This window comes from uncultured Porticoccus sp. (assembly GCF_913061305.1).
Lineage (GTDB): Bacteria > Pseudomonadota > Gammaproteobacteria > Pseudomonadales > Porticoccaceae > Porticoccus.
This window is the reverse complement of sequence record NZ_CAJXST010000001.1, coordinates 143,103-167,652: the sequence shown is the minus strand read 5'-3', so window position 1 is coordinate 167,652 and position 24,550 is coordinate 143,103. Positions and strand designations below refer to the sequence as shown.

24 protein-coding genes are annotated in these 24,550 nt (G+C 51.6%); 9 read left to right on the top strand and 15 right to left on the bottom strand.

The genetic code is table 11. From position 1 onward, the window contains the following. Nucleotides 1–2: 2 nt before the first annotated feature. From atpA to mnmG, 10 genes are all read right to left on the bottom strand, one after another. Nucleotides 3–1,547: a F0F1 ATP synthase subunit alpha gene (atpA, locus tag QZ516_RS00870; protein WP_297184900.1), complete on the bottom strand. Its 1,545-nt coding sequence runs from the start codon at nt 1,545–1,547 to the stop codon at nt 3–5. A gap of 18 nt (nt 1,548–1,565) precedes the next feature. Then, nucleotides 1,566–2,102, bottom strand: coding sequence for a F0F1 ATP synthase subunit delta (locus tag QZ516_RS00865; protein WP_297184897.1), 537 nt, complete (start codon nt 2,100–2,102; stop codon nt 1,566–1,568). A 12-nt stretch (nt 2,103–2,114) separates the two neighbouring features. Next, entirely contained in the window at nt 2,115–2,585 is a 471-nt protein-coding gene (locus tag QZ516_RS00860) for a F0F1 ATP synthase subunit B (protein WP_297184894.1), read from the bottom strand. A 48-nt stretch (nt 2,586–2,633) separates the two neighbouring features. Next, nucleotides 2,634–2,864 (bottom strand): F0F1 ATP synthase subunit C, encoded by a 231-nt coding sequence (gene atpE, locus QZ516_RS00855; RefSeq protein ID WP_036858829.1) that lies wholly within the window; start codon nt 2,862–2,864, stop codon nt 2,634–2,636. 41 nt (nt 2,865–2,905) lie between these two features. After that, complete coding sequence (atpB, locus tag QZ516_RS00850; protein ID WP_297184891.1) at nt 2,906–3,769, bottom strand: F0F1 ATP synthase subunit A; 864 nt, start codon at nt 3,767–3,769, stop codon at nt 2,906–2,908. Between the two features lie 24 nt (nt 3,770–3,793). Continuing rightward, nucleotides 3,794–4,177, bottom strand: coding sequence for an ATP synthase subunit I (locus tag QZ516_RS00845; protein WP_297184888.1), 384 nt, complete (start codon nt 4,175–4,177; stop codon nt 3,794–3,796). A gap of 171 nt (nt 4,178–4,348) precedes the next feature. Next, a complete protein-coding gene (locus QZ516_RS00840; protein ID WP_297184884.1) occupies nt 4,349–5,215 on the bottom strand; it encodes a ParB/RepB/Spo0J family partition protein in 867 nt (288 codons plus the stop codon). Between the two features lie 4 nt (nt 5,216–5,219). After that, the gene (locus QZ516_RS00835) at nt 5,220–6,014 is read right to left on the bottom strand and encodes a ParA family protein (RefSeq protein ID WP_297184881.1); all 795 of its coding nucleotides are present in this window, start codon (nt 6,012–6,014) and stop codon (nt 5,220–5,222) included. A 10-nt stretch (nt 6,015–6,024) separates the two neighbouring features. After that, nucleotides 6,025–6,633 (bottom strand): 16S rRNA (guanine(527)-N(7))-methyltransferase RsmG, encoded by a 609-nt coding sequence (gene rsmG / locus QZ516_RS00830; RefSeq protein ID WP_297185524.1) that lies wholly within the window; start codon nt 6,631–6,633, stop codon nt 6,025–6,027. An 18-nt stretch (nt 6,634–6,651) separates the two neighbouring features. Continuing rightward, the gene (gene mnmG / locus QZ516_RS00825) at nt 6,652–8,544 is read right to left on the bottom strand and encodes a tRNA uridine-5-carboxymethylaminomethyl(34) synthesis enzyme MnmG (RefSeq protein ID WP_297185522.1); all 1,893 of its coding nucleotides are present in this window, start codon (nt 8,542–8,544) and stop codon (nt 6,652–6,654) included. A gap of 583 nt (nt 8,545–9,127) precedes the next feature. Between mnmG and rpmH the strand changes: the two genes are divergently transcribed. The 9 genes from rpmH (at nt 9,128) to gyrB (ending at nt 19,580) form a co-directional block, all read left to right on the top strand. Further along, the gene (rpmH, locus tag QZ516_RS00820; RefSeq protein WP_036858822.1) at nt 9,128–9,262 is read left to right on the top strand and encodes a 50S ribosomal protein L34; all 135 of its coding nucleotides are present in this window, start codon (nt 9,128–9,130) and stop codon (nt 9,260–9,262) included. 26 nt (nt 9,263–9,288) lie between these two features. Beyond that, nucleotides 9,289–9,654, top strand: coding sequence for a ribonuclease P protein component (rnpA, locus tag QZ516_RS12735; RefSeq protein WP_365332483.1), 366 nt, complete (start codon nt 9,289–9,291; stop codon nt 9,652–9,654). A 2-nt stretch (nt 9,655–9,656) separates the two neighbouring features. Continuing rightward, the gene (yidD, locus tag QZ516_RS00815; RefSeq protein ID WP_365332480.1) at nt 9,657–9,887 is read left to right on the top strand and encodes a membrane protein insertion efficiency factor YidD; all 231 of its coding nucleotides are present in this window, start codon (nt 9,657–9,659) and stop codon (nt 9,885–9,887) included. A 6-nt stretch (nt 9,888–9,893) separates the two neighbouring features. Next, nucleotides 9,894–11,594, top strand: coding sequence for a membrane protein insertase YidC (yidC, locus tag QZ516_RS00810; RefSeq protein ID WP_297185516.1), 1,701 nt, complete (start codon nt 9,894–9,896; stop codon nt 11,592–11,594). A gap of 38 nt (nt 11,595–11,632) precedes the next feature. Beyond that, nucleotides 11,633–13,006: a tRNA uridine-5-carboxymethylaminomethyl(34) synthesis GTPase MnmE gene (gene mnmE, locus QZ516_RS00805; RefSeq protein ID WP_297184878.1), complete on the top strand. Its 1,374-nt coding sequence runs from the start codon at nt 11,633–11,635 to the stop codon at nt 13,004–13,006. A 342-nt stretch (nt 13,007–13,348) separates the two neighbouring features. Further along, nucleotides 13,349–14,779: a chromosomal replication initiator protein DnaA gene (gene dnaA, locus QZ516_RS00800; RefSeq protein WP_297184876.1), complete on the top strand. Its 1,431-nt coding sequence runs from the start codon at nt 13,349–13,351 to the stop codon at nt 14,777–14,779. Nucleotides 14,780–14,873: 94 nt separating this feature from the next. Continuing rightward, nucleotides 14,874–15,977: a DNA polymerase III subunit beta gene (gene dnaN, locus QZ516_RS00795; protein WP_297184873.1), complete on the top strand. Its 1,104-nt coding sequence runs from the start codon at nt 14,874–14,876 to the stop codon at nt 15,975–15,977. Between the two features lie 37 nt (nt 15,978–16,014). After that, nucleotides 16,015–17,118 carry a DNA replication/repair protein RecF gene (recF, locus tag QZ516_RS00790; RefSeq protein WP_297184870.1) on the top strand — a complete coding sequence of 368 codons (1,104 nt, stop codon included), beginning with the start codon at nt 16,015–16,017 and terminating at the stop codon, nt 17,116–17,118. A 41-nt stretch (nt 17,119–17,159) separates the two neighbouring features. Continuing rightward, nucleotides 17,160–19,580, top strand: a complete 2,421-nt coding sequence (gyrB, locus tag QZ516_RS00785) for a DNA topoisomerase (ATP-hydrolyzing) subunit B (protein ID WP_297184867.1) — start codon at nt 17,160–17,162, stop codon at nt 19,578–19,580. A gap of 74 nt (nt 19,581–19,654) precedes the next feature. Here the strand turns inward: gyrB and QZ516_RS00780 are convergent, their stop codons facing one another. The 5 genes from QZ516_RS00780 to glyQ all read right to left on the bottom strand — a co-directional run bounded on the left by QZ516_RS00780 (nt 19,655) and on the right by glyQ (nt 24,250). Continuing rightward, nucleotides 19,655–19,828, bottom strand: coding sequence for a hypothetical protein (locus QZ516_RS00780; RefSeq protein ID WP_297184865.1), 174 nt, complete (start codon nt 19,826–19,828; stop codon nt 19,655–19,657). 87 nt (nt 19,829–19,915) lie between these two features. Next, a complete protein-coding gene (locus tag QZ516_RS00775) occupies nt 19,916–20,644 on the bottom strand; it encodes a lysophospholipid acyltransferase family protein (RefSeq protein ID WP_297184861.1) in 729 nt (242 codons plus the stop codon). Continuing rightward, on the bottom strand, nt 20,637–21,212 hold the full coding sequence (gene gmhB / locus QZ516_RS00770) for a D-glycero-beta-D-manno-heptose 1,7-bisphosphate 7-phosphatase (RefSeq protein ID WP_297184858.1): 576 nt from the start codon (nt 21,210–21,212) through the stop codon (nt 20,637–20,639). Before gmhB ends, QZ516_RS00775 begins: the two co-directional genes overlap by 8 nt. Next, complete coding sequence (gene glyS / locus QZ516_RS00765; protein WP_297184855.1) at nt 21,213–23,303, bottom strand: glycine--tRNA ligase subunit beta; 2,091 nt, start codon at nt 23,301–23,303, stop codon at nt 21,213–21,215. Beyond that, a complete protein-coding gene (gene glyQ / locus QZ516_RS00760; RefSeq protein WP_297184852.1) occupies nt 23,300–24,250 on the bottom strand; it encodes a glycine--tRNA ligase subunit alpha in 951 nt (316 codons plus the stop codon). Before glyQ ends, glyS begins: the two co-directional genes overlap by 4 nt. Nucleotides 24,251–24,550 lie beyond the last annotated feature (300 nt).

Genomic DNA, 24,550 nt, shown 5'->3' with positions numbered 1-24,550 from the left:
AATTACCAGGTTTGAGTGCTGATGAACTTATCCAGCGCAGCCTTGTAACTGGCATCAAGGTCGTCGTTCCAGTCACCGGTCTGATTGATCTGATCAAGCAAGTCACCGTGTTCAGCTTTCATATACGAAAGCAGTGCTTGCTCAAAATCACCAATCTTGTTGACTGCGACTTCTTTCAGGTAACCCCGGTCAGCGGCATAAATCACCACGGCCATTTCTGCCACGCTTTGTGGCGAATATTGGTCCTGCTTCATCAGCTCCGTAACACGCTCACCGTGATCAAGCTGAGACTTGGTCGCTTCATCCAGGTCAGAGGCAAACTGAGAGAAGGCGGCAAGCTCACGGTACTGGGCAAGTGCGGTACGAATACCGCCCGACAGTTTCTTGATGACTTTGGTTTGTGCAGCACCACCAACCCGTGAAACCGAGATACCCGCGTTCATGGCAGGGCGGATACCGGCATTGAACATATCAGCCTCGAGAAATATCTGCCCGTCAGTGATCGAAATCACGTTTGTCGGAACGAAGGCTGATACGTCGCCCGCCTGGGTTTCAATCACGGGCAACGCGGTTAGTGAACCGGTTTTTCCCTTGACTTCGCCGTCGGTGAATTTTTCAACATACGCCGCGCTAACACGTGCAGCACGCTCCAACAAACGTGAGTGCAAATAGAAGACGTCACCCGGGTAGGCTTCCCGGCCCGGCGGACGACGCAGCAACAGCGAAATCTGACGATAGGCCCAAGCTTGTTTGGTCAGATCGTCGTAAATAATCAGGGCGTCCTGGCCGCGATCGCGGTAGTACTCACCCATGGTACAGCCGGCGAAGGGTGCCAGATACTGCATGGCAGCGGGGTCGGACGCAGTTGCCGCAACCACAATGGTGTGGGCCATGGCGCCGTGCTCTTCGAGCTTGCGCACAACGGCTGCAACGGAAGAGGCCTTTTGACCAATCGCCACATAAATACACTTAATGCCGGAATCTTTCTGGTTGATGATGGCATCTACTGCGATCGCTGTTTTGCCGATTTGGCGGTCACCAATAATCAATTCCCGCTGACCACGACCGATCGGTACCATCGCATCGATTGCCTTGAGGCCGATTTGTACGGGTTGATCCACCGATTGACGGTCAATAACACCCGGTGCCACTTTTTCAAGCGCTTCCGTCATCTTGGCATTGAGCGGGCCCTTGCCATCGATGGGGCTGCCCAGGGCGTCAAGTACACGACCTTCCAGCTCTGGTCCAACCGGAACCTCTAGGATGCGACCTGTACAGCGGGCTTTTTGACCTTCGGCCAGACTTTTATAGTCCCCCAGAATAACAGCACCGACAGAGTCTCTCTCCAAGTTGAGAGCCATACCGTAGATGCCACCTTCGAATTCAATCATCTCACCGTACATCACATCGGCCAGGCCGTGTATGCGAATAATACCGTCAGATACCGAAACGATTGTGCCTTCGTTTTGCGCCTCAGAGGAAACATCAAGGCTATCGATACGCTCTTTGATGATCTCACTGATCTCGGATGGATTCAGTTGCTGCATGTGCTCTGGTCCTCAATCCTATGAATGTAATGCTTCGGCGAGTTTTGACAATCGCCCGCGTATGGATCCGTCTATGACGGTGTCACCAGCTCGTACCACGGCACCACCTATCAGTGTGCTGTCGATGGACACCTGCATGTTAACGGTGCGTTCCAGTTTCGCACTGAGCGCACTGGCCAGCTTTTCTTGTTGCTCAGCACTGATTTCTCTGGCTGACACGATATTCACCTCAACGGTTTTTTCGCGATTGGCCTTAAGTATCTCAAATTGCTGATATATCTGTGGTAACAGCTTAAGACGATGATTGTCTGCCAAAACCCGAATAAAATTCAGCATCTTGCCAGATAGGGCATCACCACAAACGGTTATTACTTTTTCTGCCTGCTGTGCTGCCGTGTAAGTCGGCGAACTCAACAGTTTGTCTACTACATTTTGCTGTGCAACAGCAGCGGCTACAGCAAGACCATCAGACCAGTTTTGCAGATCTCCCGCTGCCGCAGCATGTTCAAAAGCTGCTTTTGCGTAGGGCCGAGCCAACGTGCTTAATTCAGCCATGTTAAACCTCGGTTACAGCTCTGCTGCAAGCTTATCGACCAGTGCACTGTTTGCACTTTCATCGATATTTGCCTGCAAGATTTTTTCAGCACCAGCCAAAGCAAGCACGGCAACCTTTTTACGAAGCTCTTCTTTCGCGCGGTTAACGTCCTGTTCGATTTCTGCCTGAGCTGCTGCTTTAAGACGATCACCTTCGGCCCGGGCTTGCTCCTTGGCTTCACCGACTATCTGGTTAGCACGCTTATTTGCTTGCTCAAGTATGGATGCCGCTTCTTGCTTGGCTTCCTTGAGCCGCTCGGTGGCTCTTTCTTGGGCCAGCTCCAGATCGCGCGATGCGCGATCGGCAGCATCCAAGCCATCGGCTATTTTCTTCTGCCGTTCTTCCATTGCATTGATAATGGCTGTCCATACAAATTTCTTGCAGAACCACACAAAGAACAGAAAAGAAATCAGCTGCCCGAATAGGGTCAGGTTAATATTCACGCCAACACCTCGTTCCTAGGGTTAAAAAAAGAATCGGGTTGTTGTTGCTTAACCGGCATAAACCGCAAAGATCAGGTACATACCGATACCCACACCGATCATCGGGATCGCATCGATCAGGCCTGCCAGAAGGAACATTTTACCTTGCAGCATCGGACCCAGCTCCGGTTGACGAGCAGTGCCTTCCAGGAGTTTCCCCCCCAGCAAGCCCATACCAACTGCGGCACCCAGGGCACCAAAACCAACCATAATTGCGGCTGCAACCAAGATGAGTTCCATTTTTATCTCCTAATGACTGTAGTAGTAAAGTTAAAAGTAAATCAGTGATCTTCGTGTGCCATGCTCAGGTACACAACGGTCAAAACCATAAATATAAATGCTTGCAGGGTAATGATCAGAATATGGAAGATTGCCCACCCCAACTGCAAGGCGCCACCGAAGGTGCCCAATACCCAACCTGCGCTGTACATCATCGCAATAAGGATAAAGATCATTTCGCCGGCATACATATTGCCGAACAACCGCAAGCCCAGCGAGAAGGGTTTGGCCAGCAGGCCCACCAGTTCAAGGGCCAGATTGATTGGAACAAAAACAGCCTGTATAACAGGGTTTTTGGCAGAGAAGGGTTGCAGGGTCAACTCACCCAGAAATCCACCAACACCTTTCACTTTGATACTGTAATAGATAATCATGGCAAAAACGGCCAATGCCATGCCAAGCGTGATATTCGGGTCGGTGGAGGGGACGATTTTCTGGAAATGCACACCCGCCTGAAGCATTAGCCAGGGAATGACATCAACCGGTATCAGGTCCATCAGGTTCATCAAAAAAACCCAGACAAAGATTGTCAGGGCCATCGGGGCTATCCAGGGATTTCTGCCATGGAAGCTGTCTTTTACAGTCCCATCGACAAACTCCACCATCATTTCGACAAAATTTTGCCACCCGGATGGAACGCCGGTGGTGGCGCGCTTGGCCGCCCAACGAAACAAAAGAAGGAAAATTACGCCCAGACCAAATGACCAGCCCAGACTGTCAACATTAACTGCCATGAAGCCCATTTCTGAGGCTTCCTGGGCGTTGTGAGCAAAACTCCAGCCATTTTCCGGGTGCTGACCATAGGTAAGATTGGTCAGGTGGTGCTGGATGTATTCTGTTCCCGTTTGTTGTGTATCGCCTGCCATTTTTATCTCTCAAACCAGCGAGGTCTAATTGCTCGATTGACTTAATACCCGTGCAACGCAAAACCACTGCACAATTATCATGGCACCATAACCGAGAAAAACGCCGGGCAGACTGATTGGCGACATATAACTAAACGTCAAACCAAACAACACAACCGTGAGCAATAATTTGCCCGTCTCTCCCCTGTATATGGCACGTATTATTTTTGGGGTCTGCCTGGCTCCCATATAGCGAAAGGTCTGTCGGGTAAAATAGGCTTGTGGGCCTATCTGAATTACCCCACCAATCAGCAAGGACCAGCACAGTACTCTATCGACCGGTAGCGAAGCTAACACCACAACCAACAAAACCATCAGTTGAACCAGCGCTATTCGAGCTACCGGCGGAGATTTAATGGTAGCTTTCATCCACCACCTCCCCCATCCGTGCTTTCTGCTTGAGCTGACAATTTTGCCAACCCAAACGGGCGGCAATTATAGGTAGTACAAGTTGTAGATTCAACTAAACTTTGCCATCGAGGTAGGTTTTGGAGCGCCGCGAAATAAATAGCCGCCATTGATGCCGCTTATGGCTTGGCGCTATTTTATGTGTTCAAGAATACCTTCCAGCTCATCCAGGCTGTTGTATTTAAGGGTCAGTTTTCCCTTGCCTTTGGTTGAGTGCTCAATCAGTACAGGGACACCGATTTGCTCTGATAGTTTGTCCTGCAACACCCTGATATCACTGTTGTCTTTCTGTTTCTCCTGCTCAACCGGGGGTTTGAGCATCTTCCTCACCAGCGCTTCTGTTTGCCGGACAGTCAAGCCCTTTGCCACGGCCGTTCTGGCCACCTCAGCCTGCATGAGACCTGACAATCCAAGCAGCGCCTTGGCGTGGCCTGCTTCAAGATCACCGTGCTCAAGTAGTTTTTGCACATCTTCCTCCAGGCTCATCAGGCGCATGATGTTCGCTACCGTACTGCGGGGTTTACCAACCGCATCGGACACCTGTTGCTGGGTCAGACCAAATTCCTGTTGCAGACGAGTGAGTGCCTGGGCCTCCTCCATTGCATTGAGATCTTCGCGTTGAATATTTTCAATCAACGCCATCGCAATGGCAGATTCGTCTGAGACATTCCTGATCAGCGCCGGTATGGTTTCCAGTCCAGCCTGCTGGGCCGCTCTCCAGCGACGCTCTCCGGCAATAATCTCATAGCTGTCAACCCCAATGGCTCGCACAACAATGGGCTGCATAACCCCCTGTACACGAATGGAATTGGCGAGCTCCTCCAGTGCTTCAGGGTGCATATCCCGACGGGGCTGGTATTTGCCACGGGTCATCAACTCCAGCGGCAACTCTTTCAGGTGATCGCCTTCCGGCACGTGTTGAGAAGCTGAAGCCTCCTCGTCTTCGTCAACACCCAACAGTGCATCCAGGCCCCGCCCCAAACCTTTTCTTCTGACCATAACGTTAACCTGCCCTGTCAATCTGTGCTCTCGCCGATTTGCCTCTGCGAATGATTTCCCCTGCCAGCCCGAGGTAAGCAAGCGCACCTTTGGAATGTTTGTCATAGCTGAGAGCCGGCTGTCCGTAGCTCGGTGCTTCTGCCAGTCGGACATTGCGCGGGATCGCGATACGATAGATTTTGTCGCCAAAGTGCCTTCGCAACTGCGCGGTAACCTCGTTGGTCAGACTATTTCTGGGGTCGTACATTGTCCGCAATATACCCTCGACCTGCAGTTTTGGATTGAGGAATTTCCCTATCCTACCGATCGTCGTCATCAACGCCGATAAACCCTCCAGGGCGTAGTATTCGCACTGCATGGGTATGATGACGCCATCACAGGCCACCAGCGAGTTTACTGTCAGCATACTGAGCGACGGGGGACAGTCGATAACGATGTAATCGTAACTGCTTTTCACTCTGGCCAATGCATGGCGCAACCGGCTCTCTTTATTGGTCACTCGAAGCAGTTCCACTTCGGCTGCAGTGAGGTCACCATTGGCTGGTAACAGATCAAAATTGCCCGTCTCACAGCGCTGCAGAGCGTCTTCTGTTTTGATGTCGCCGGTGAGCACATCCAGGATCGTTATTTTCAGCTGGCTTTTTTCGATACCGCAGCCCATGGTGGCATTACCCTGAGGATCCATATCCACCAGCAGGATACGTTTGTTGTAGCTGGCCAATGAAGCCGCCAGATTTACACTGGTGGTGGTTTTCCCCACGCCACCCTTCTGGTTGGCAATGGCAAATGTTTGACTCAAAGCAATGTCCTCAGGCGGGCGCAATTTCTATCAGGTGCCGATGACCTTCAATACCGGGAACAACAAGCCGGTGTGAGCCGACGACATTATAGTGTTTTGGCAGCTCGCTCAACTCCTGCTCGGGATATTGCCCCTTCATGGCATAGAAACGCCCATGCTTCGACAGCAGATGGGCACAGCTCTCGGTCATGCCTGCCAGGCTGGTAAACGCGCGACTGATGACGGCATCGAAGGGCTGTTCCGGGCGATAGGTTTCAGCACGAGACTGCCGTTGCTGCACATTATCCAAACCGAGTGTGGTTTTTACCTGAAAGAGAAAGCGGGTTTTCTTGCCATTGCTATCGAGCAGGCTGAACTGGCGTTCCGGGAAGCATATTGCGAGCGGTATACCGGGCAACCCAGGGCCGGTCCCCACATCAATAATACGCATTCCCTTTACTCGCCTGGCTATACTGAGGCTATCCAGCAAATGATGGGTAACCATCATTTCGGGATCGCGAATAGCGGTCAAATTGTAGGCGTGATTCCACTGTTGCAATAACGCCAGGTACGCAAAAAGTGCATGGATTTGCCTATCCTCCAGGGGTAAACCCAGAGCTTCCAGCCCATCCCGAAGCATTTGTTCCCGACGCGGCATCTAGGAGGCGATCTTCTTTTCAACCATGGATTTTCGCTTGAGATAGATCAGCAGCAGAGATATTGCCGCTGGTGTAACACCCGGTATGCGGGAGGCCCTCGACAGGGTATCCGGGCGTGTCGCCATCAGCTTTTGTTTCACCTCATTGGACAACCCCTTGACTGCACTGAAGTCAAAATCGGTGGGGATCGGGGTGTTTTCCTGGCGTTGCATACGAGCAATTTCTTCCTGCTGGCGTGCGATATAACCAGCATACTTGGCATCTATCTCGACCTGTTCCGCCACCTCCCCGGCAACCTGCAACGGCGCTTCCTGCAGTGATTGAATATCGTCGTAATGCAGTTCCGGTCGTTTCAGCAGTTCAAAAAGACTGTATTCATGCATTGGCACTGAGCCAGTTTTTTCGGCAATCATTGCTGCCTGAGGACTGCCAGGCTGGATCCAGCAACTCTTCAATCGCTGCTGCTCCCTTGCTACCGCTTCACTTTTTTCACAGAAGCGCTGCCAGCGTTCATCGTCAACCAACCCCAGCTCCCGCCCTTTTTCGGTGAGCCGCATGTCCGCATTGTCCTGCCGCAACAACAGTCGGTATTCTGCGCGACTGGTAAACATCCGGTAGGGTTCGTGCGTCCCCATGGTGATAAGGTCATCGACCAGCACGCCAATGTAGGCTTCATCGCGCCGGGGACACCATGGTGCCATTTCACGACTCTGCAGTCCGGCATTCAAACCAGCCAGCAGGCCCTGAGCGGCAGCTTCTTCATAACCCGTCGTACCGTTAATCTGTCCGGCAAAGAACAACCCGTCAATATGCTTGCTCTCCAATGAGTACTGCAAATCCTGCGGATTGAAGTAATCGTACTCAATGGCATAACCCGGCCGGGTTATATGCGCGTTTTCAAAGCCAGCTATTGAGCGAACCAGCTCCATCTGCACATCAAAAGGCAGACTGGTTGAAATACCGTTGGGATAGAGCTCATGGGTTGTCAGCCCCTCTGGTTCAATGAAAATCTGATGACTTTGCTTGTCGGCAAAACGGACCACCTTGTCTTCGATCGAAGGGCAGTAACGGGGACCAACACCCTCAATTACACCGGTATACATCGGTGAGCGATCCATTCCACCACGAATGATTTCATGCGTGCGCTCGTTGGTGTAGGTAATGTAACAACAGGTTTGCTGCGGGTGCTGCGAGCTATCCCCGAGAAATGACATGACAGGTTCCGGCTTGTCACCCCACTGGACCTGCAGTCCCTCAAGATTGACGCTTCGCGCATCAATTCTTGGCGGCGTGCCGGTCTTCAGCCGATCGACCCGCAAGGGCAATTCCCGGAGCTTTGCCGCCAGCCCCAGCGCCGGTGGATCCCCGGCCCGTCCACCGGCATAGTTTTCCATCCCGATATGAATTTTTCCGGCAAGGAAAGTACCCGCTGTCAAAACAATGGTTTTCGCCTCAAAACGCAATCCCATCTGCGTTACCACACCACTCACCCGAGTGCCGGCCATCATCAGATCCTCAGCTGCCTGCTGGAAAATCCACAAATTGGGCTGGTTTTCCAGAACTTGGCGAACCGCTGCCTTGTATAAAATACGGTCTGCCTGGGCTCTGGTTGCTCTGACAGCCGGGCCTTTTCGGGCATTGAGCGTTCGGAACTGAATACCACTGAGATCCGTTGCACGGGCCATGACACCACCCAGGGCATCCACTTCCTTCACCAGGTGACTTTTGCCGATCCCGCCAATCGCCGGGTTACAGGACATCTGCCCTAAGGTTTCAATATTATGTGTGAGCAAAAGGGTCTTGCAGCCCATTCGAGCCGCAGCCAGGCAGGCTTCGGTACCGGCATGGCCGCCACCAATAACGATGACATCGAACTTTTCCGGGTAATTCATGGGCAAAAGACTGTTCTCTGATTTTTTGAGCAAGGGCGGGGAGTATAAAGTAAATTGTCTATCATTTAACCGTTTCGTTTCTCCCCCAAGCTCACAGCTTCCCTATTTCATTTGCCGGGTTCAGTCGAACATCAGGCAACCATTAAAATAGATTAAATATTTTCTTTATATATAGGTATTAGTAAATAGTAGTTATATATATACAACAGCTTTTCTGTGGGTATATCAAAATATTGATTTAATATCAATGCGTTACAAGTGATGTAAAACACTTGGTAAGTTGCTTCGAGAGGGCTTCTTTTCTTTGTGTAACCTGTGGGCGAAGATGCCAGTTGTGCACAGGCTCTATTTATAATGAGTTACCCACAATTCTGTTCATAGGTATTCCACCGGATTTTCCCGTGAGTTACCCACAGTTTTAACACAGGTGTGGATAACCGGCTTTGGACCACTTGTCAGCCTGTGGGTAAGTTTGTTTCAAGGTTATTTTGTCCAGAGGATGATCTTTGATTGATCTGGCACTGGATATTCATTAAAATCCCCCGCCCTTTGAAGGTAACAGGCCAGCTTAAGGAAGTACGCCATGAAAAGAACATTCCAGCCCAGTGTATTGAAGCGCAAGCGTACCCACGGATTTCGTGCACGCATGGCAACAAAAAATGGTCGTCAGCTAATAAACCGTCGCCGGGCCAAGGGCCGTAAGCGTCTGGCAGCCTGATTGTTACCCTCGACCAGGGCAGTCCTGTGCCCGAGACCTCTTTTGGCAGAAACAAGCGTCTATTAACAGCCCGGGCTTACCAGGCTGTTTTTGCTGATACCTGTTACAAAGTTGCACATCCCAACCTTTTATTACTGGCCAAACCCAACGGGCTTTGCCAGCCACGCCTCGGTCTCGTGGTAGCAAAAAAACACATTCGTCGATCGGTAGATCGCAATCGTGTAAAGCGAGTTGTCCGTGAAACCTTCCGTCACTCTCAAAATCTCCTTGATTCCCTTGATATAATATTTTTGGCACGTCAGGGTATGGACCGCCTGACGCCGAGGGAACAAACCGACCTGCTGGAAAACAGCTGGCGCCGGTTATCGCGAAAACTTCAGGCAGAACAGTAATCATGCGTTCATTATTGCTGGCTATGCTCAAGGGCTATCAGTACCTGATAAGCCCTCTGTTGGGAAAAAACTGTCGTTTTTATCCCAGTTGCTCCTGCTATACAGAAGAGGCAATCAAAGTGCACGGTGTTTCAAAGGGTGTCTATCTTGGGTTTCAGCGTCTGTTAAAGTGTCACCCCTTTCACACGGGTGGCTATGATCCCGTACCACAATCTGAAAAAGAAAAGAGTTAAATGACTATGGATTGGCAACGTTCATTACTGATAGCTGGCATGCTGGTAGTGCTTTATATGTTGTTTCTTGAGTGGGATACCTTTCAGAGCTCTCAACAGGTCAATCAGAGTCCTGTTTCTGAAGAAACTGTTTTAGCCCCGGAAACGGCGCAAATACCCAGCGACACAACACCGACTTCTGCTAATAACGAAATACCTGCACTACAAAATGATACTTCCCCGGTAACGCCAACATCCGTTGAGTCGACCGTACCCGAAACAACGACAGACCGCCTGTTATCTGTATCCACTGATGTGCTCAATGTACTGATCGATACCCGGGGTGGCGATATCGTTCGGGTGGCGTTGCCAGAACATCTGACTGAGCTGGAAGAGGATTCCTCGCCTTTTGTGCTGCTCAACCAGACAGCCAGTACGACTTACATTGCACAAAGTGGCCTGATTGGCGCCGACGGGACAGACAACAGTGAAGGGCGTCCGCTTTTCAAGGCCACAAGAAATGACTATCAACTCGCTGGAGATGCTGACCAGCTTCAGGTTGACATGGTTTTCCAGCAGAATGACGTCATCATCACTAAACGGTTCAGTTTTACCCGGGGCAACCACCTGATCCAGGTGAGCTATCTTGTTGACAATCGGGGTACTGATACCTGGAAGGCGGGCTTGTTTGGCCAGATCAAGCGCGATAGCCATGAGCCCCAGGTGTCCACCGGAATGGGAATGAACCCCTATGTTGGCGCAGCGTTGCGCACAACGGAAGACAACTACAAAAAACTCGATTTCGGCGATCTCGCTGAAAAACCTTTCAAGGACAGCCTGACAGGTGGCTGGGTTGCAATGATTCAACACTATTTCATCAGTGCCTGGATCCCGGATCAATCAACGACCAACACCTTTTCCCTGCGTCAGCTTGGCAACCAGGATCTTTACGCCATCGGTTTTACTTCGCCTCAGACCTCAGTTGAACCCGGCACTACCGGGGAGTTCAAGGCCGCATTTTACGCTGGCCCCAAGGATCAATACAGGCTGGAGAAGATTTCCCCTTACCTTGATTTGACCGTGGACTACGGTTGGCTCTGGTGGGTTTCCAAACCCCTGTTCTGGGTGCTCAACCAGCTGCACGAACTGATCGGCAACTGGGGTTGGTCGATCATTCTTTTGACCATCTTCATTAAGGCGGCATTCTATAAGCTCTCTGCTACCAGCTATCGTTCCATGGCGAACATGCGTCGATTGCAGCCCGAAATGCTGCGCCTGAAAGATCTTTACGGGGACGATCGCCAGAAGCTCTCCCAGGAGACAATGAACCTGTACAAGCGGGAAAAGGTCAATCCCATGGGCGGGTGCCTGCCTATCCTGGTACAGATGCCGGTATTCATTGCGCTTTATTGGGTATTGTTTGAGAGTGTGGAGTTGCGACATGCACCCTGGATACTCTGGATTCAGGATTTATCCGTCAAGGATCCGCTGTTTATCCTGCCGTTGTTAATGGGTGCCAGTATGTTTATTCAACAGAAACTGAACCCCACGCCTCCAGACCCCACTCAGGCAAAAATCATGCAAATGATGCCAATTGCCTTTACTTTTTTCTTTATGTTTTTTCCGGCCGGGTTGGTGCTTTACTGGACAGTAAACAATCTTCTTTCGATCCTTCAACAGTGGATGATCACCCGTCAGATAGAAGCAGCTTCGGCGAAAAAGAAATAGATACTTCAAGGCTCCTCCGGGAGCCTTTTTGGTGATACATGAACAGCCCCAGTCACGATCAGGATGTTATTGTCGCAGTGGCGACTCCACCGGGCCGCGGTGGGGTCGGCGTGATACGTATTTCGGGGGCCGCACTGGGCCCCTTTGTCGACGGGTTGATTGGGAAGAGCCTGGAACCGCGCAAAGCCGTTTTTACAGACTTTCACGACGGCAATCATCAGGTTATTGATCGCGGTCTGGCGATCTATTTTCCTGCACCCCATTCCTTTACCGGAGAACATGTGCTCGAACTGCAGGGGCATGGGGGTCCGGTCATCATGGATATGCTGCTACAGCGCGCCGTTGAGCTGGGTGCCAGGCTCGCCTTGCCCGGTGAGTTTTCGCAGCGCGCATTCCTCAACGACAAGCTCGATCTGACCCAGGCCGAGGCCATTGCCGATCTCATTAGTGCCACCTCGGTACAGGCCGCCCGTTGTGCAGTCCGTTCTCTGCAGGGGGCCTTTTCCACAAAGATCCACCAATTACTGGAGGCATTGACCGGTCTGCGGGTTTATGTGGAAGCGGCCATTGATTTCCCCGAGGAGGAAATCGACTTTTTGGCTGATGGCCGGGTCAGTGCAGATTTGCATGAGATCGTTACCCGGCTTGATGAGGTTTTTCATCAAGCAACACAGGGTGCTCTGCTGAAAGAGGGTATGACGGTCGTTATTGCAGGCAAGCCCAATGCCGGCAAGTCCAGTTTGCTCAATGCGCTGTCGGGTAGGGACAGTGCCATCGTCACCGACATAGAGGGGACTACCAGGGATTTATTGCGGGAGGAGATCAACCTGGATGGGATGCCGCTGCATGTCATCGACACGGCGGGCTTGCGCGAGTCGGCTGATCCCATTGAGCGGGAAGGTATTCGTCGGGCATGGCAGGCAATAGAAGAAGCGGATCGGGTTCTGTTTGTGGTGGACAGCAGTCAACCCTACTCGCTGGATCCACAAAAGAACTGGCCGGAGTATTTCAACAGGTTTCCGCAAGCCGAAAATATCAGTTTCATCCTGAACAAAGCGGATGCGTCAGAGATTCCGGTGGGCATTACAGAGAATCGGGGGCATCCGGTGGTGACGCTTTCAGCCAAACAGAGCCATGGTCTGGATTATCTGGTTGATCATCTCAAGCAGTGCATGGATTATTCGGGCAGTGAGGCGGGGGGGTTTACCGCCAGACGGCGTCACCTCGATGCGCTGCAGCGCACCCAACAATATCTGTGTAGCGGCGAAAAACAACTCAATGAGGCTGGTGCGGGCGAGCTGCTTGCCGAAGACTTGCGTTTGGCCCAGCAGTGTCTGGCCGAAATCACAGGAGAATTTACTTCGGATGATCTACTGGGTGAAATTTTTTCCAGTTTTTGCATCGGAAAATGACTTGTTTTTGATGGACAGTCATTAATCACTGCAGGCCAGTAACGGCGCCCGCTCATATTATCTCTTTGACAGCAAATCCCCAGTAAACACACATTTTGATAACAGGTTATCCACAGGGTTTGATTAAAAAACAACCATTACAAATATTTTTTCTGTGTATAACATAAAACCTCTTGTATTATATAACTTACTGATAAATATAAATATAGTGGGTTTATTGCCTGTTAAAGCAATAACAGATAGGTGTGGATAACCGGACCTTTTGTCGCTAGACTGGGCCCATAAAAACAACACGAAGTATCCGCATTTTCGTGCCGCCTACAAAGCAAAAAGGGGTTTGGTTTGGCTCAAATTTTATGGGAAAAGTGTCTGAGCTATCTTCAGGAAGAGTTGCCTGCCCAGCAATTTAATACCTGGATAAGACCACTAAAACTCGATACCTCACAGCCTGAGGGCTCGACCACCTCAAACAGCGTCTGTCTGTTGGCACCCAATCGTTTTGTGAAAGACTGGGTATCGGACAAGTTTCTCGATCGAATCGTCGATATTTATCAGCAGGTTTGCGGGGAGCGATGTGCCGTCACCGTAGAATCAGGTGTTCATGAAAGGGAGCAGGGGGCGGCGGTTTCGAGGCCATCTCCTGATCTGGAGGTTGATGCCGGTGTTTCAGTCCCAGTGGCTGCTGCTATACCGACCCGCCCACAGACACATGCTGCTTCCAGAAACAGTGGTATTGAGGGCGGCCTGAATCACCAAAGCAATATAAATGAGGTTTTTACCTTTTCTTCCTTTGTCGAGGGGAAATCCAACCAGCTGGCACTGGCTGCTTCCAAGCAGATTGCTGAAAACCCTGGCGGTTCTTACAACCCACTCTTTATCTATGGTGGTGTCGGGTTGGGAAAAACCCACCTGATGCATGCGGTGGGCAATGCGCTGCGTCTGCAGAAACCCAATGCAAAGATTATCTACTTGCACTCCGAGCGTTTTGTTGCCGATATGGTCAAGGCTTTGCAGTTAAACGCCATCAATGATTTCAAGCGTTTTTACCGTTCCGTGGATGCCCTGTTAATTGATGATATTCAATTTTTTGCCGGAAAAGAGCGATCTCAGGAAGAGTTTTTTCATACCTTCAATGCGCTCCTGGAGGGTGGTCAGCAAATGATCCTGACCTGTGACCGCTATCCAAAAGAAATAAACGGCCTTGAAGAGCGCCTCAAGTCCCGTTTCGGGTGGGGGCTGACAGTCGCTGTAGAGCCGCCGGAGCTGGAAACCCGCGTAGCGATTCTTATTAAAAAGGCTCACCAGGCAAAGGTTGAGCTGCCGAATGACGCTGCATTTTTTATTGCCCAGCGTATCCGGTCAAATGTGCGTGAGCTTGAAGGTGCGCTGAAAAGAGTTATAGCGAGTGCTCACTTTACCGGTAGACCTATAGATATTGACCTGATTCGTGAATCTCTTCGGGATCTACTGGCCCTGCAGGACAAGTTGGTGACCATCGACAATATCCAGCGGGTGGTGTCCGAATATTACAAGGTTAAACTATCAGAGCTTCTTTCAAAACGCAGAAGCCGGTCCATCGCCAGACCTCGCCAGGTAGCAATGGCGTTGGCCAAAGAGCTGACGAATCACAGCTTACCGGAAATAGGCGAGGCCTTCGGTGGCAGGGATCATACTACGGTCCTTCATGCTTGCCGAAAGGTTAAAGAGTTGCAGGAAACGAGTCGCGATATAGGCGAAGATTTTAAACAACTCCTGCGGGCATTGACCACCTGACTGTCAGGTGACAAAACCTGTTCCCGGAATCCAGGATAGATCATAATAGTAGCCCTCAGATAACCGACCTTATTTACTTGTTGGAAGATAGCTAATGAAGTTCACCGTATCGCGAGAAGATTTTCTTAAGCCCCTACAGTTGGTGGTTGGCGTTGTTGAAAGACGTCAGACCTTGCCCATCCTATCGAATGTGCTGATTGGCTTGAGTGGCGGCCGTTTGTCGTTAACTGGAACGGATCTTGAAGTAGAAATTCTTGGTTATCTGGATCTGGGTGACAGTCCGGTTATAGATGGTGAAATCACGGTGCCCGGTCGAAAGTTGATGGATATCTGTCGCTCTCTCCCCGAGGGCGCAGAGTTGACTATTTCGGTCGATGCGGGTCGTGCAACCGTCACGAGTGGCAGGAGTCGCTTTACCCTGTCGACGCTTCCGGCAAATGAATTTCCAAGTGTAGAAGACGGTCCTGGTAACAGGGAGTTTTCCCTGAGTCAGCAAATCTTCAAACAATTGCTGGATAGCACAGCGTTTGCCATGGCCCAGCAAGATGTACGCTACTATCTGAATGGGATGCTACTTGAGGTTGGTGAAGGCCGAGTGCGGGTTGTTGCAACGGATGGTCATCGGCTGGCCATGCGTGACGCCCCCCTGGAGAATCTGGTCAGCGATGTGATACAGGTCATCATACCACGCAAGGGCGTTTTGGAGCTGTCCCGCCTGCTCGCTGAGGATGCTGAGGTTCAGGTTGTACTTGGCAATAATCACATACGGGTTTCAACACCAGAGTTTCGTTTTACTTCAAAACTGGTTGATGGCGCCTATCCTGATTACCAGCGTGTCTTGCCCAAGGGTGGCAATAAACAGCTCATCGGACGGCGGGAAGAACTGCGGCATGCGTTCAGTCGCACCGCGATCCTTTCCAATGAAAAATACCGTGGAGTGCGTTTGCTCCTCGGTGATGGCCTGCTGACGTTGACCGCGAACAACCCGGAGCAGGAGGAGGCCCAGGAAGACGTGGCTGTTAACTACGATGCTGGTGAATTGGAAATAGGCTTTAATGTCAGTTATGTCATTGATGTGCTTAATGTCTTGCGTGGGGAGGAGGTCCGCTTTACTTTGTCCGATGCGAACAGCAGTGCGCTGATTGAAGACCCCGCGGCAGAGGGCGCTGTCTACGTGGTAATGCCGATGCGCCTATAGGGCGTGCCTGGTTTGGGTATAACAATAGACACAGTCAATGTATCTTAAACAGTTGCATGTGCACGGATTGAGAAATTTGAAGCACATTCAGCTGTCTCTTTCCCCACAGGTCAATCTTTTCCACGGTCTCAACGGCAGCGGTAAGACAAGCCTCCTGGAGGCGATCTTTCTGTTGGGCCGTGGCCGTTCCTTCCGAAGCCGTGTTCTCAATACCGTCATAAACACGCAAGAGCAGGTCTGTACTGCATATGGTCTGCGTGAATCCTCCGGTGTTTCAACCCCGATTGGTGTATCTCGCGGTCGTCAGGGGGATTTCTTGTTCAAAATAAATGGACAACAGATCGCCGCCGCATCGGCACTTGCTGAAACCTTGCCGTTGTTGCTTTTAAACGCCGAGGGCTTTGACCTGATTGGTGGAGGGCCACAATATCGACGTCGATTTATCGATTGGGGTGTGTTCCACGTGGAACACAACTACAAGCAGTTGGTGCGGCGTTATCAGCGTGTATTGAAACAACGCAATTCGTTAATGCGACATGATAGAATAGACGAACAAATGTTGGCTGTTTGGGATACAGAATTTGTCGATCTCGCGCAACAGATAAACACCTCGAGAAATGCCTATCTCAATGATTTGTTACCCATAGTCAAACAGCTGGCCTGCGAGTTGTCTGAGGGGTTGGGGGACGTGGAGTTCGCCGTGCATCCCGGCTGGGATGAGACAATGGGTTTGGCAGAGGTGCTGCTGAAAGATCGCCCTAGAGATCGCCTGCTAAAGACTACCCACCATGGTCCCCACCGTGCAGATTTGCGGATCAGGATAAAGAAACAAAATGCCAGCGATATACTTTCCCGCGGGCAGTTAAAAGTGCTGGCGACGGCTATGCAAGTTGCTCAAGGTTATCTTTTTTATAATAAGACCGGTCGGTCCGGCCTTTATTTGATAGACGATCTACCGGCAGAACTGGATATTAAACACAGACAGCAGGTTTGTGAAAAGCTCAGCGCTCTCGGTGCGCAGATTTTCGTCACCGGCGTAGAGCGGAGGGATCTATTGGATCTCTGGTCTGGGTCGACAAGCGACCTGAGGTTGTTCCACGTGGAACAGGGTTCTGTTCGGGAAGAGCATGGCACTGAGTAATTTGCGTCCAGAAATTAACACGATTGTTAGGGGCTCCACCTATGACTGATGAACAAAATAGCTACGATTCTTCCAGTATCAAGGTTCTCAAAGGCCTCGATGCCGTGAGAAAACGCCCTGGGATGTATATCGGCGATACTGACGATGGTACCGGTTTGCACCATATGGTGTTTGAAATTGTTGATAACTCCATCGATGAAGGACTTGCAGGTCATTGCTCAGAAATCAGGGTAGTCATCCATCCCGACGAATCTATATCAGTATCCGACAATGGCCGGGGTATACCCACGGAATTGCACGAAGAGGGCGTGTCTGCTGCTGAAGTTATTATGACGGTGCTTCACGCCGGTGGAAAATTTGACGACAACACCTATAAGGTATCCGGGGGGCTGCACGGAGTCGGGATTTCTGTGGTCAATGCATTGTCGGCTGAACTAAAGCTGACCATCAGACGCGGTGGGCATATCTATGAGCAGGTTTACCGCCACGGTGTACCACAGGAGCCCTTGGCGGTGGTCGGTGATACGAGTGAAACCGGTACGACGATTCACTTTGTGCCCTCTACAGAGACCTTTACCAACATCAAGTTTCATTACGAAATTTTAGCCAAACGGCTGCGGGAGCTGTCATTTCTCAATTCAGGTGTGCGTATTGTGCTGCTTGATGAGCGGAGCGGTAAAGAGGACATTTATGAGTATGAGGGTGGACTCAAGGCTTTCGTGGAATATTTAAACACCAACAAAGCCACGATCAATCAGGTCATGCATTTTGATGTTCAGCGTGAGGACGGGACCGGTGTCGAGGTGGCCCTGCAGTGGAATGACAGTTTTCAGGAAAATATCTTCTGTTATACCAACAACATTCCGCAACGCGATGGTGGTACCCATCTGGCTGGATTTCGGGCGGCTTTGACGAGAAGTCTCAATACCTATATCGAGAAAGAGGGACTCGGAAAAAATGCCAAAGTTAATACCACCGGGGATGATGCCCGAGAAGGGTTGACCGGGATTGTTTCTGTTAAAGTGCCCGACCCAAAATTTTCCTCACAAACCAAAGACAAACTGGTCAGTTCAGAAGTAAAAACCGCTGTTGAGCAAGAGATGGGCAGCAATTTCATGGACTACCTTTTGGAAAATCCCCAGGATGCCAGAAGTATCGTCAATAAGATGGTGGATGCCGCCAGGGCAAGGGAGGCCGCCCGTAAAGCCCGTGATATGACTCGTCGCAAGGGTGCGCTGGATATCGCCGGATTGCCTGGGAAACTGGCAGATTGTCAGGAAAAAGACCCGGCATTTTCCGAGCTGTACCTGGTGGAGGGTGATTCTGCGGGTGGCTCAGCCAAGCAGGGCAGGGATCGCCGAACTCAAGCTATTCTTCCCCTGAAGGGAAAAATCCTCAATGTAGAAAAGGCCCGTTTCGATAAAATGTTATCGAGTGCGGAAGTGGGCACACTGATCACCGCTCTGGGTTGTGGCATTGGTACGGAAGAGTTCAATCCCGATAAACTTCGTTACCACACGATTCTGATCATGACGGATGCCGATGTCGATGGTTCACACATCCGCACCCTGTTGCTCACTTTTTTCTTCCGGCAAATGCGGGAACTGGTCGAAAGGGGACACATCTATATCGCTCAACCGCCGCTGTATAAAATCAGTAAGGGAAAACAGGAGCAATATCTTAAAGATGACCAGTCATTGACGGCCTTCCTGACACAGTCCGCCCTGGAAGCGGCAAGCCTGCATGTGACGGCTGAAGCACCGCCCATCAGTGGCCCTGCACTGGAAAGCCTGGTTGCCGACTATCGCCGTGTAATGAATATTATCGATCGGATGTCGCGGGTTTATCCAGAAAGTGTGCTGAAAAAATTGATTGATACCCCTGTCCTTGAACCTCGTCAGCTTTCTGACCGTGCCGTTGTCGAGCAATGGAGCGAAGAGCTGGCCGGTTCGTTTGAACAGGACAATATTGCCGGTAGCCACCGTTACAAGGTAAGCGTTATTGAAGACCCCGAACGGCATACTTTTTTACCCGTTGTTGAGCTGACAGCCCATGGTGTACCGACCAATTACCGGTTTAACCATGAATTTTTTGCATCGGGCGAATACGGTGCGATCGTCGCGTTGGGCAGACAGTTGCACGGCCTGATTGAAGAGGGCGCGTATGTCCAGCGGGGCGATCGCAGCAAACCGGTCACCAGCTTTAGTGAAACCCTTGCCTGGCTTATGGGTGAATCGCGCCGTGGTTACAACGTTCAGCGTTACAAGGGGCTGGGAGAAATGAACCCTGAACAGCTTTGGGATACCACTATGAATCCGGAAACCCGCCGAATGCTCAGGGTGACGATTGAGGACGCGATTGCTGCTGACCAGATGTTCAATACGCTGATGGGTGACCAGGTGGAACCGCGTCGGCTGTTTATTGAAACCAATGCGCTATCGGTAACCAATCTCGATGTCTAACTAGTTGATTTTAAATAAAAAACCCGGTAAATAGCCGGGTTTTTTATGGTCTGTTTGCCTGTACACAGTGCGTTCTATTCTTCGTGATCCCGCCAGACATCGCCATCTGTTTTCCGGCGACCACGATTTTCCCTGCGCTCGTCTTTGTTGGGTTCAACGCGAATATCATCACGCCTATCGGGGCTTTTCCGGCGCTGCTCCTTGCGTCGATCCTCACCAACATAAGCACCCTTATCAATATCTTTCATGGATAAAACCCACGCTGATTGTGAACAGTCACACAATTCAGTCTAGGAGAGTATGGGTAGAAAATCTAACAGCTTGTGATAGAAAACTTACTGATCGGCCAATCTTAGCTGCTGTGTTTCAATCCAGTCTTTGACCTGTTCTGTCACAACCTGGCTGTTGCTCTCCGGTGTCACAATAATGGGCTTACCAATAATGACATGGATCGTGCCTGGTCGTTTCATCAGCTGCCGGGCCGGCCAGCAATAGCCCGCATTATGGGCTACCGGAATGATGGGCACACCTGCTGCAATCGCCAGGGCGGCGCCACTACGGCCATATTTGCCAATTTTACCAAAAGGGATGCGGGAGCCCTCTGGATAAATAACCACCCGGTTCCCTTCGCTGATACGTTGCGTGCCCTGTTGCATAACCTGCTTCATGGCCTGGCGGGGGTTGCTGCGATCAATGGCAATGGGGTGCATCAGGCGGATACCCCAGCCAAAAAAAGGTATTTTCAGTAACTCCTGTTTAAGGATGGTGCTGACGGGCATAAAGAGCCGCTGCAGGAAAAAAACTTCCCAGGTGGATTGGTGTTTGCTGAGGATGACGCACGGGGTATGGGGAACATTTTCCAGGCCATCCACCTGGACGTTAATACCGCAGGTGAGACTCAGTGCACGGTTGATCAGCATGCCGGCGGTGGTGAGTAGACGGTGACGGTTCAGGTAGCCTAGAAAAGGCCCGGAGCAGGTGGCAATGAAGCCGAAAATAAAGACTATCAGCGTATAAAGTAGATAAAACAGCATTGAGCGCAGGAGCATAATCGGTTTATTCATGGGAAATTCCTGTGTCCTGGGCCAATAAATAATCCACAGCCTGGCCAAGATCATCAAAAACTGCCGCTCGCTGTAACTCGATTTCCGGTTGAGCAGGCAGTTTTTTTTCCGTGGCGGTACCCTTGCCGGTACGTACCAGAATGGGGGTGCACTGATGACTCAAGCCAGCCTGTAGATCCCGCAGGCTGTCGCCAATCAGGGGAACCCCATTGAGTGACACACCAAATTCACTGGCAATGGCATCGATAAGCCCGGCCGCCGGTTTTCGGCAATGGCAGTGGTCTTCAGGTGTATGGGGACAATAGAATATGCCCGCCAGCTCGGCACCCTGTTGTGCCAGAAGCTCAGACAACTTTTCGTGCATGGCTTCCAGATCATTGAGATCAAATAGACCCCGCCCAATACCGGACTGATTGGTGGCCACGACCACGCTATAACCGGCCCGGTGGAGCCTGGCTATAGCAGCTATACTGCCGGGCAGGGGGATCCATTCATCGACAGTCTTGATGTAATTATCGGAGTCCTGATTGATTACACCATCCCGATCGAGAATTACCAGCTTCGTCATTTACTTGGCCGGTACCAACAGGGAAATGTCCGCTATATTCAAAAACAATGCCTGCAGTTTTTGTAACAGCGCAAGGCGGTTCATGCGCACTTCTGACTGTTCTGCCATGACCATGACCTCATCAAAAAACTGATCGACCGGATCCCGCAATTTGGCCAGTTCTTTCAGTGCGCTGGTGTAATCCCGGGCCTGGAGAAGTGGGCTGACTGCACTGGTCAGTGCCATAAGTGTTCCGGCGAGTGCCTGTTCGGCGGACTCGGTAAGTAAGTCTTGATTCACGTCCTTGCCATCAGGCAGATCGGTTTGTTTGGAAAGAATATTGGACACGCGCTTGTTGGCGGCGGCAAGCGCCTCTGCTTCCGGCAGTTGGTTGAAGGTGTGCACAGCCAGTACTCGCAGATGAATGTCCAGAGGGTTAGTGAGCTGTCGCGCAGCAACTGACTGGAAGACTTCTGCAGGGATATGCTCATCTTCATATCGCCCCTTGAAGCGATCCAGCATGTAAGTGAGTACTTGCTTGTTTATATGGTCGGTACTATCTACCAGCGCCGATGCATCGAGTTGGGCGAGTGCCAGGTCCAGTGCTGCCTTGAGATCAATGTCGATATTGTGTTCGACAATAATCCGCAATACACCGAGGCTTGCGCGGCGCAGGGCAAAGGGGTCTTTTGAGCCGCTGGGCGGTTGCCCGATACCGAAGATGCCGACAAGCGTGTCCAGGCGGTCGGCTATCGCCAGGGTAATCCCGGTCCTGGTGGTGGGAATGATGTCACCGGCAAAACGGGGCAGGTATTGTTCAAAAAGCGCATCAGCCACTTCCGGGTCTTCGCCATCGTGCATGGCATAATAGCGGCCCATGGTCCCTTGCAGATCATCGAACTCACCGACCATTTCGCTCACCAGATCCGACTTGCTCAACTCCCCGGCCCGGAATGCCAGCGTGCCGTCGGCACCGGTTGTCTCCGACAAGCTCCGGGCCAGACTGGCGACCCGTTCAGTCTTGTCAAACAGCGATCCGAGCTTCGCCTGGAACACAATGCTGCGAAGTAACTCGCGCTGATTGGCCAGCGTGGTTTGCCGGTCAGTTTCGTAAAAGAAGGCGGCATCCGACAGGCGCGGTCGTATCACCCGTTCATTGCCGCGGATTACCTGCTCTGGGTCAGTGCTCTCAATATTGGCGACGGTAATAAAGACCGGCATTAACTTGCCACTGTCATCCAGCACATGAAAATATTTCTGATGGGATTTCATGGAGGAGATCAGTGCTTCCGCAGGGACGTCGAGAAAGCGTGCTTCAAACTGTCCCACCAATGGCACGGGCCACTCGTTGAGGGCGGTCACTTCATTCAGTAAATCGTCATCGATAACCGCATGGCCGCCGGCTTGTTTGGCGGCGGCGTGAACGCCTTCCCGAATTAAATGGCGACGTTCAGCAAAGTCTGCCAACACGTAAGCCTGCTTCAGTTGCTGACCATAGCTGGCCGGACTATCAATAACGATGTCGTTGGGGGCATGGAAACGATGCCCCCGACTCCGGTTACCAGCGGGCAGGCCCATTACCTCTGTCTCGACGATTTCGTTACCGAATAACATAACAATCCAGTGAACGGGCCGGACGAATTCTTCGCGGCGTGTACCCCAGCGCATCCGCTTTGGGATGGGCAGTGCCGCCAGGGCGCCGGACACGACATCCCCCAGCAGGGCAGTGGTTGATTGTCCCGGCTGGTTGGCCCTGTGGCACAGTTTTTCCTGTTTGCCATCGTGCTCCACCATTTCCGGCAACGCGGCCAGCGGACAGTTGTTTTTCTCGGCAAAGGCCTGGGCGGCGCGGGTTGGCATACCAGCCTGATCGAAGGCAACGGATTTGGGTGGCCCCCAGTTGATGGTTTCCTGCCCGGGTGTTATCGGATCGAGCGCGCGAACAACCACTGCCAGGCGACGCGGTGATGCAAATGAGGAAACGGTGCCAAAATTCAGCTTTAGCCCGGAGAGACGATTTACAATCTCCTCCCGAAAAGCCTCTGACAGGTTCAACAGTGACTTTGGCGGGAGCTCTTCTGTGCCAATTTCAACAAGAAAATCTGAACTCATGTTTGAGCCTCTGCTGCCAGCTGTTTAACGTGATTGGCAAGCGCCGGTGGTGCCAGCGGGAAGCCAAGTGCCAGACGTGAGTTGAAATACGCCTGTGCCACGGCTCTTGCCAGGGTTCTCACACGGAGAATGAAACGTTGTCGCTCCGTGACGGAGATGGCATGCCTCGCGTCCAGCAGATTGAAGGCATGGGAGGCCTTCATGACCATTTCATAGGCGGGCAGTGGCAGGCCTTTTTCAATTAAACGCTGACTTTCGCTTTCGTAAACATCGAAGCTGTGGAACAGGAAATCCACATTGGCCTCATTGAAGTTAAAAGCTGACATCTCCACCTCATTCTGGTGAAAAACATCCCCGTAAGTGACGCGGCCTTCCGGTCCCTCGGTCCATACCAGGTCATAGATGCTATCCACGCCCTGCAAATACATGGCAATTCGTTCGAGACCGTAGGTGATTTCACCGGTGACCGGAAAACATTCCAGCCCGCCCACCTGCTGAAAGTAGGTGAACTGTGTCACCTCCATGCCGTTCAGCCACACTTCCCAACCGAGCCCCCAGGCGCCCAGCGTGGGTGATTCCCAGTTATCCTCCACAAATCGAATATCGTGGATATTGGTATCAATGCCGAGTTGTCGCAGGGAGTCGAGATACAGCTCCTGAATATTATCGGGGGACGGTTTCAGGACAACCTGAAACTGGTAGTAGTGCTGCAGTCGGTTGGGATTTTCACCGTAGCGGCCATCTGTGGGGCGGCGACAGGGTTGCACATAGGCGCTGTGCCAGCTCTCGGGGCCGATGGCGCGCAGGAAAGTTGCCGGGTGGAAGGTTCCCGCACCCACCTCCATATCCAGCGGTTGCAGGATGACGCAGTGGTGCTTTGCCCAAAACTGTTGCAGAGACAGAATAAGCCCCTGGAAAGTTGAAACATCCGGTGTAGTCTGTGACAACTGAGTTCCCCCATGGCATACAAAGTCGGCAATTATAAGGCTGCAACCCCCGAATAGTAAGGGCTTTATTGACGCCGGCCATGCAGCACCGGTTTCTGAGCAGGTATAGCCAAAGGTTGATACAGTACTTCCTGAAGGTATAGGAAAACCATTGAAGAGGGGTTGCACTAAAGCCCACCGTCGGGTTGGACGGGCAGCGGGACAATGGTCGGTTCACCGGGGAGCTGTGGCCAGGGATAAATTATCCCCGCCTGGCGATGTCCTGGAGGGCGTTCCTGCCTGGTATTCCTGCCCAGTAAT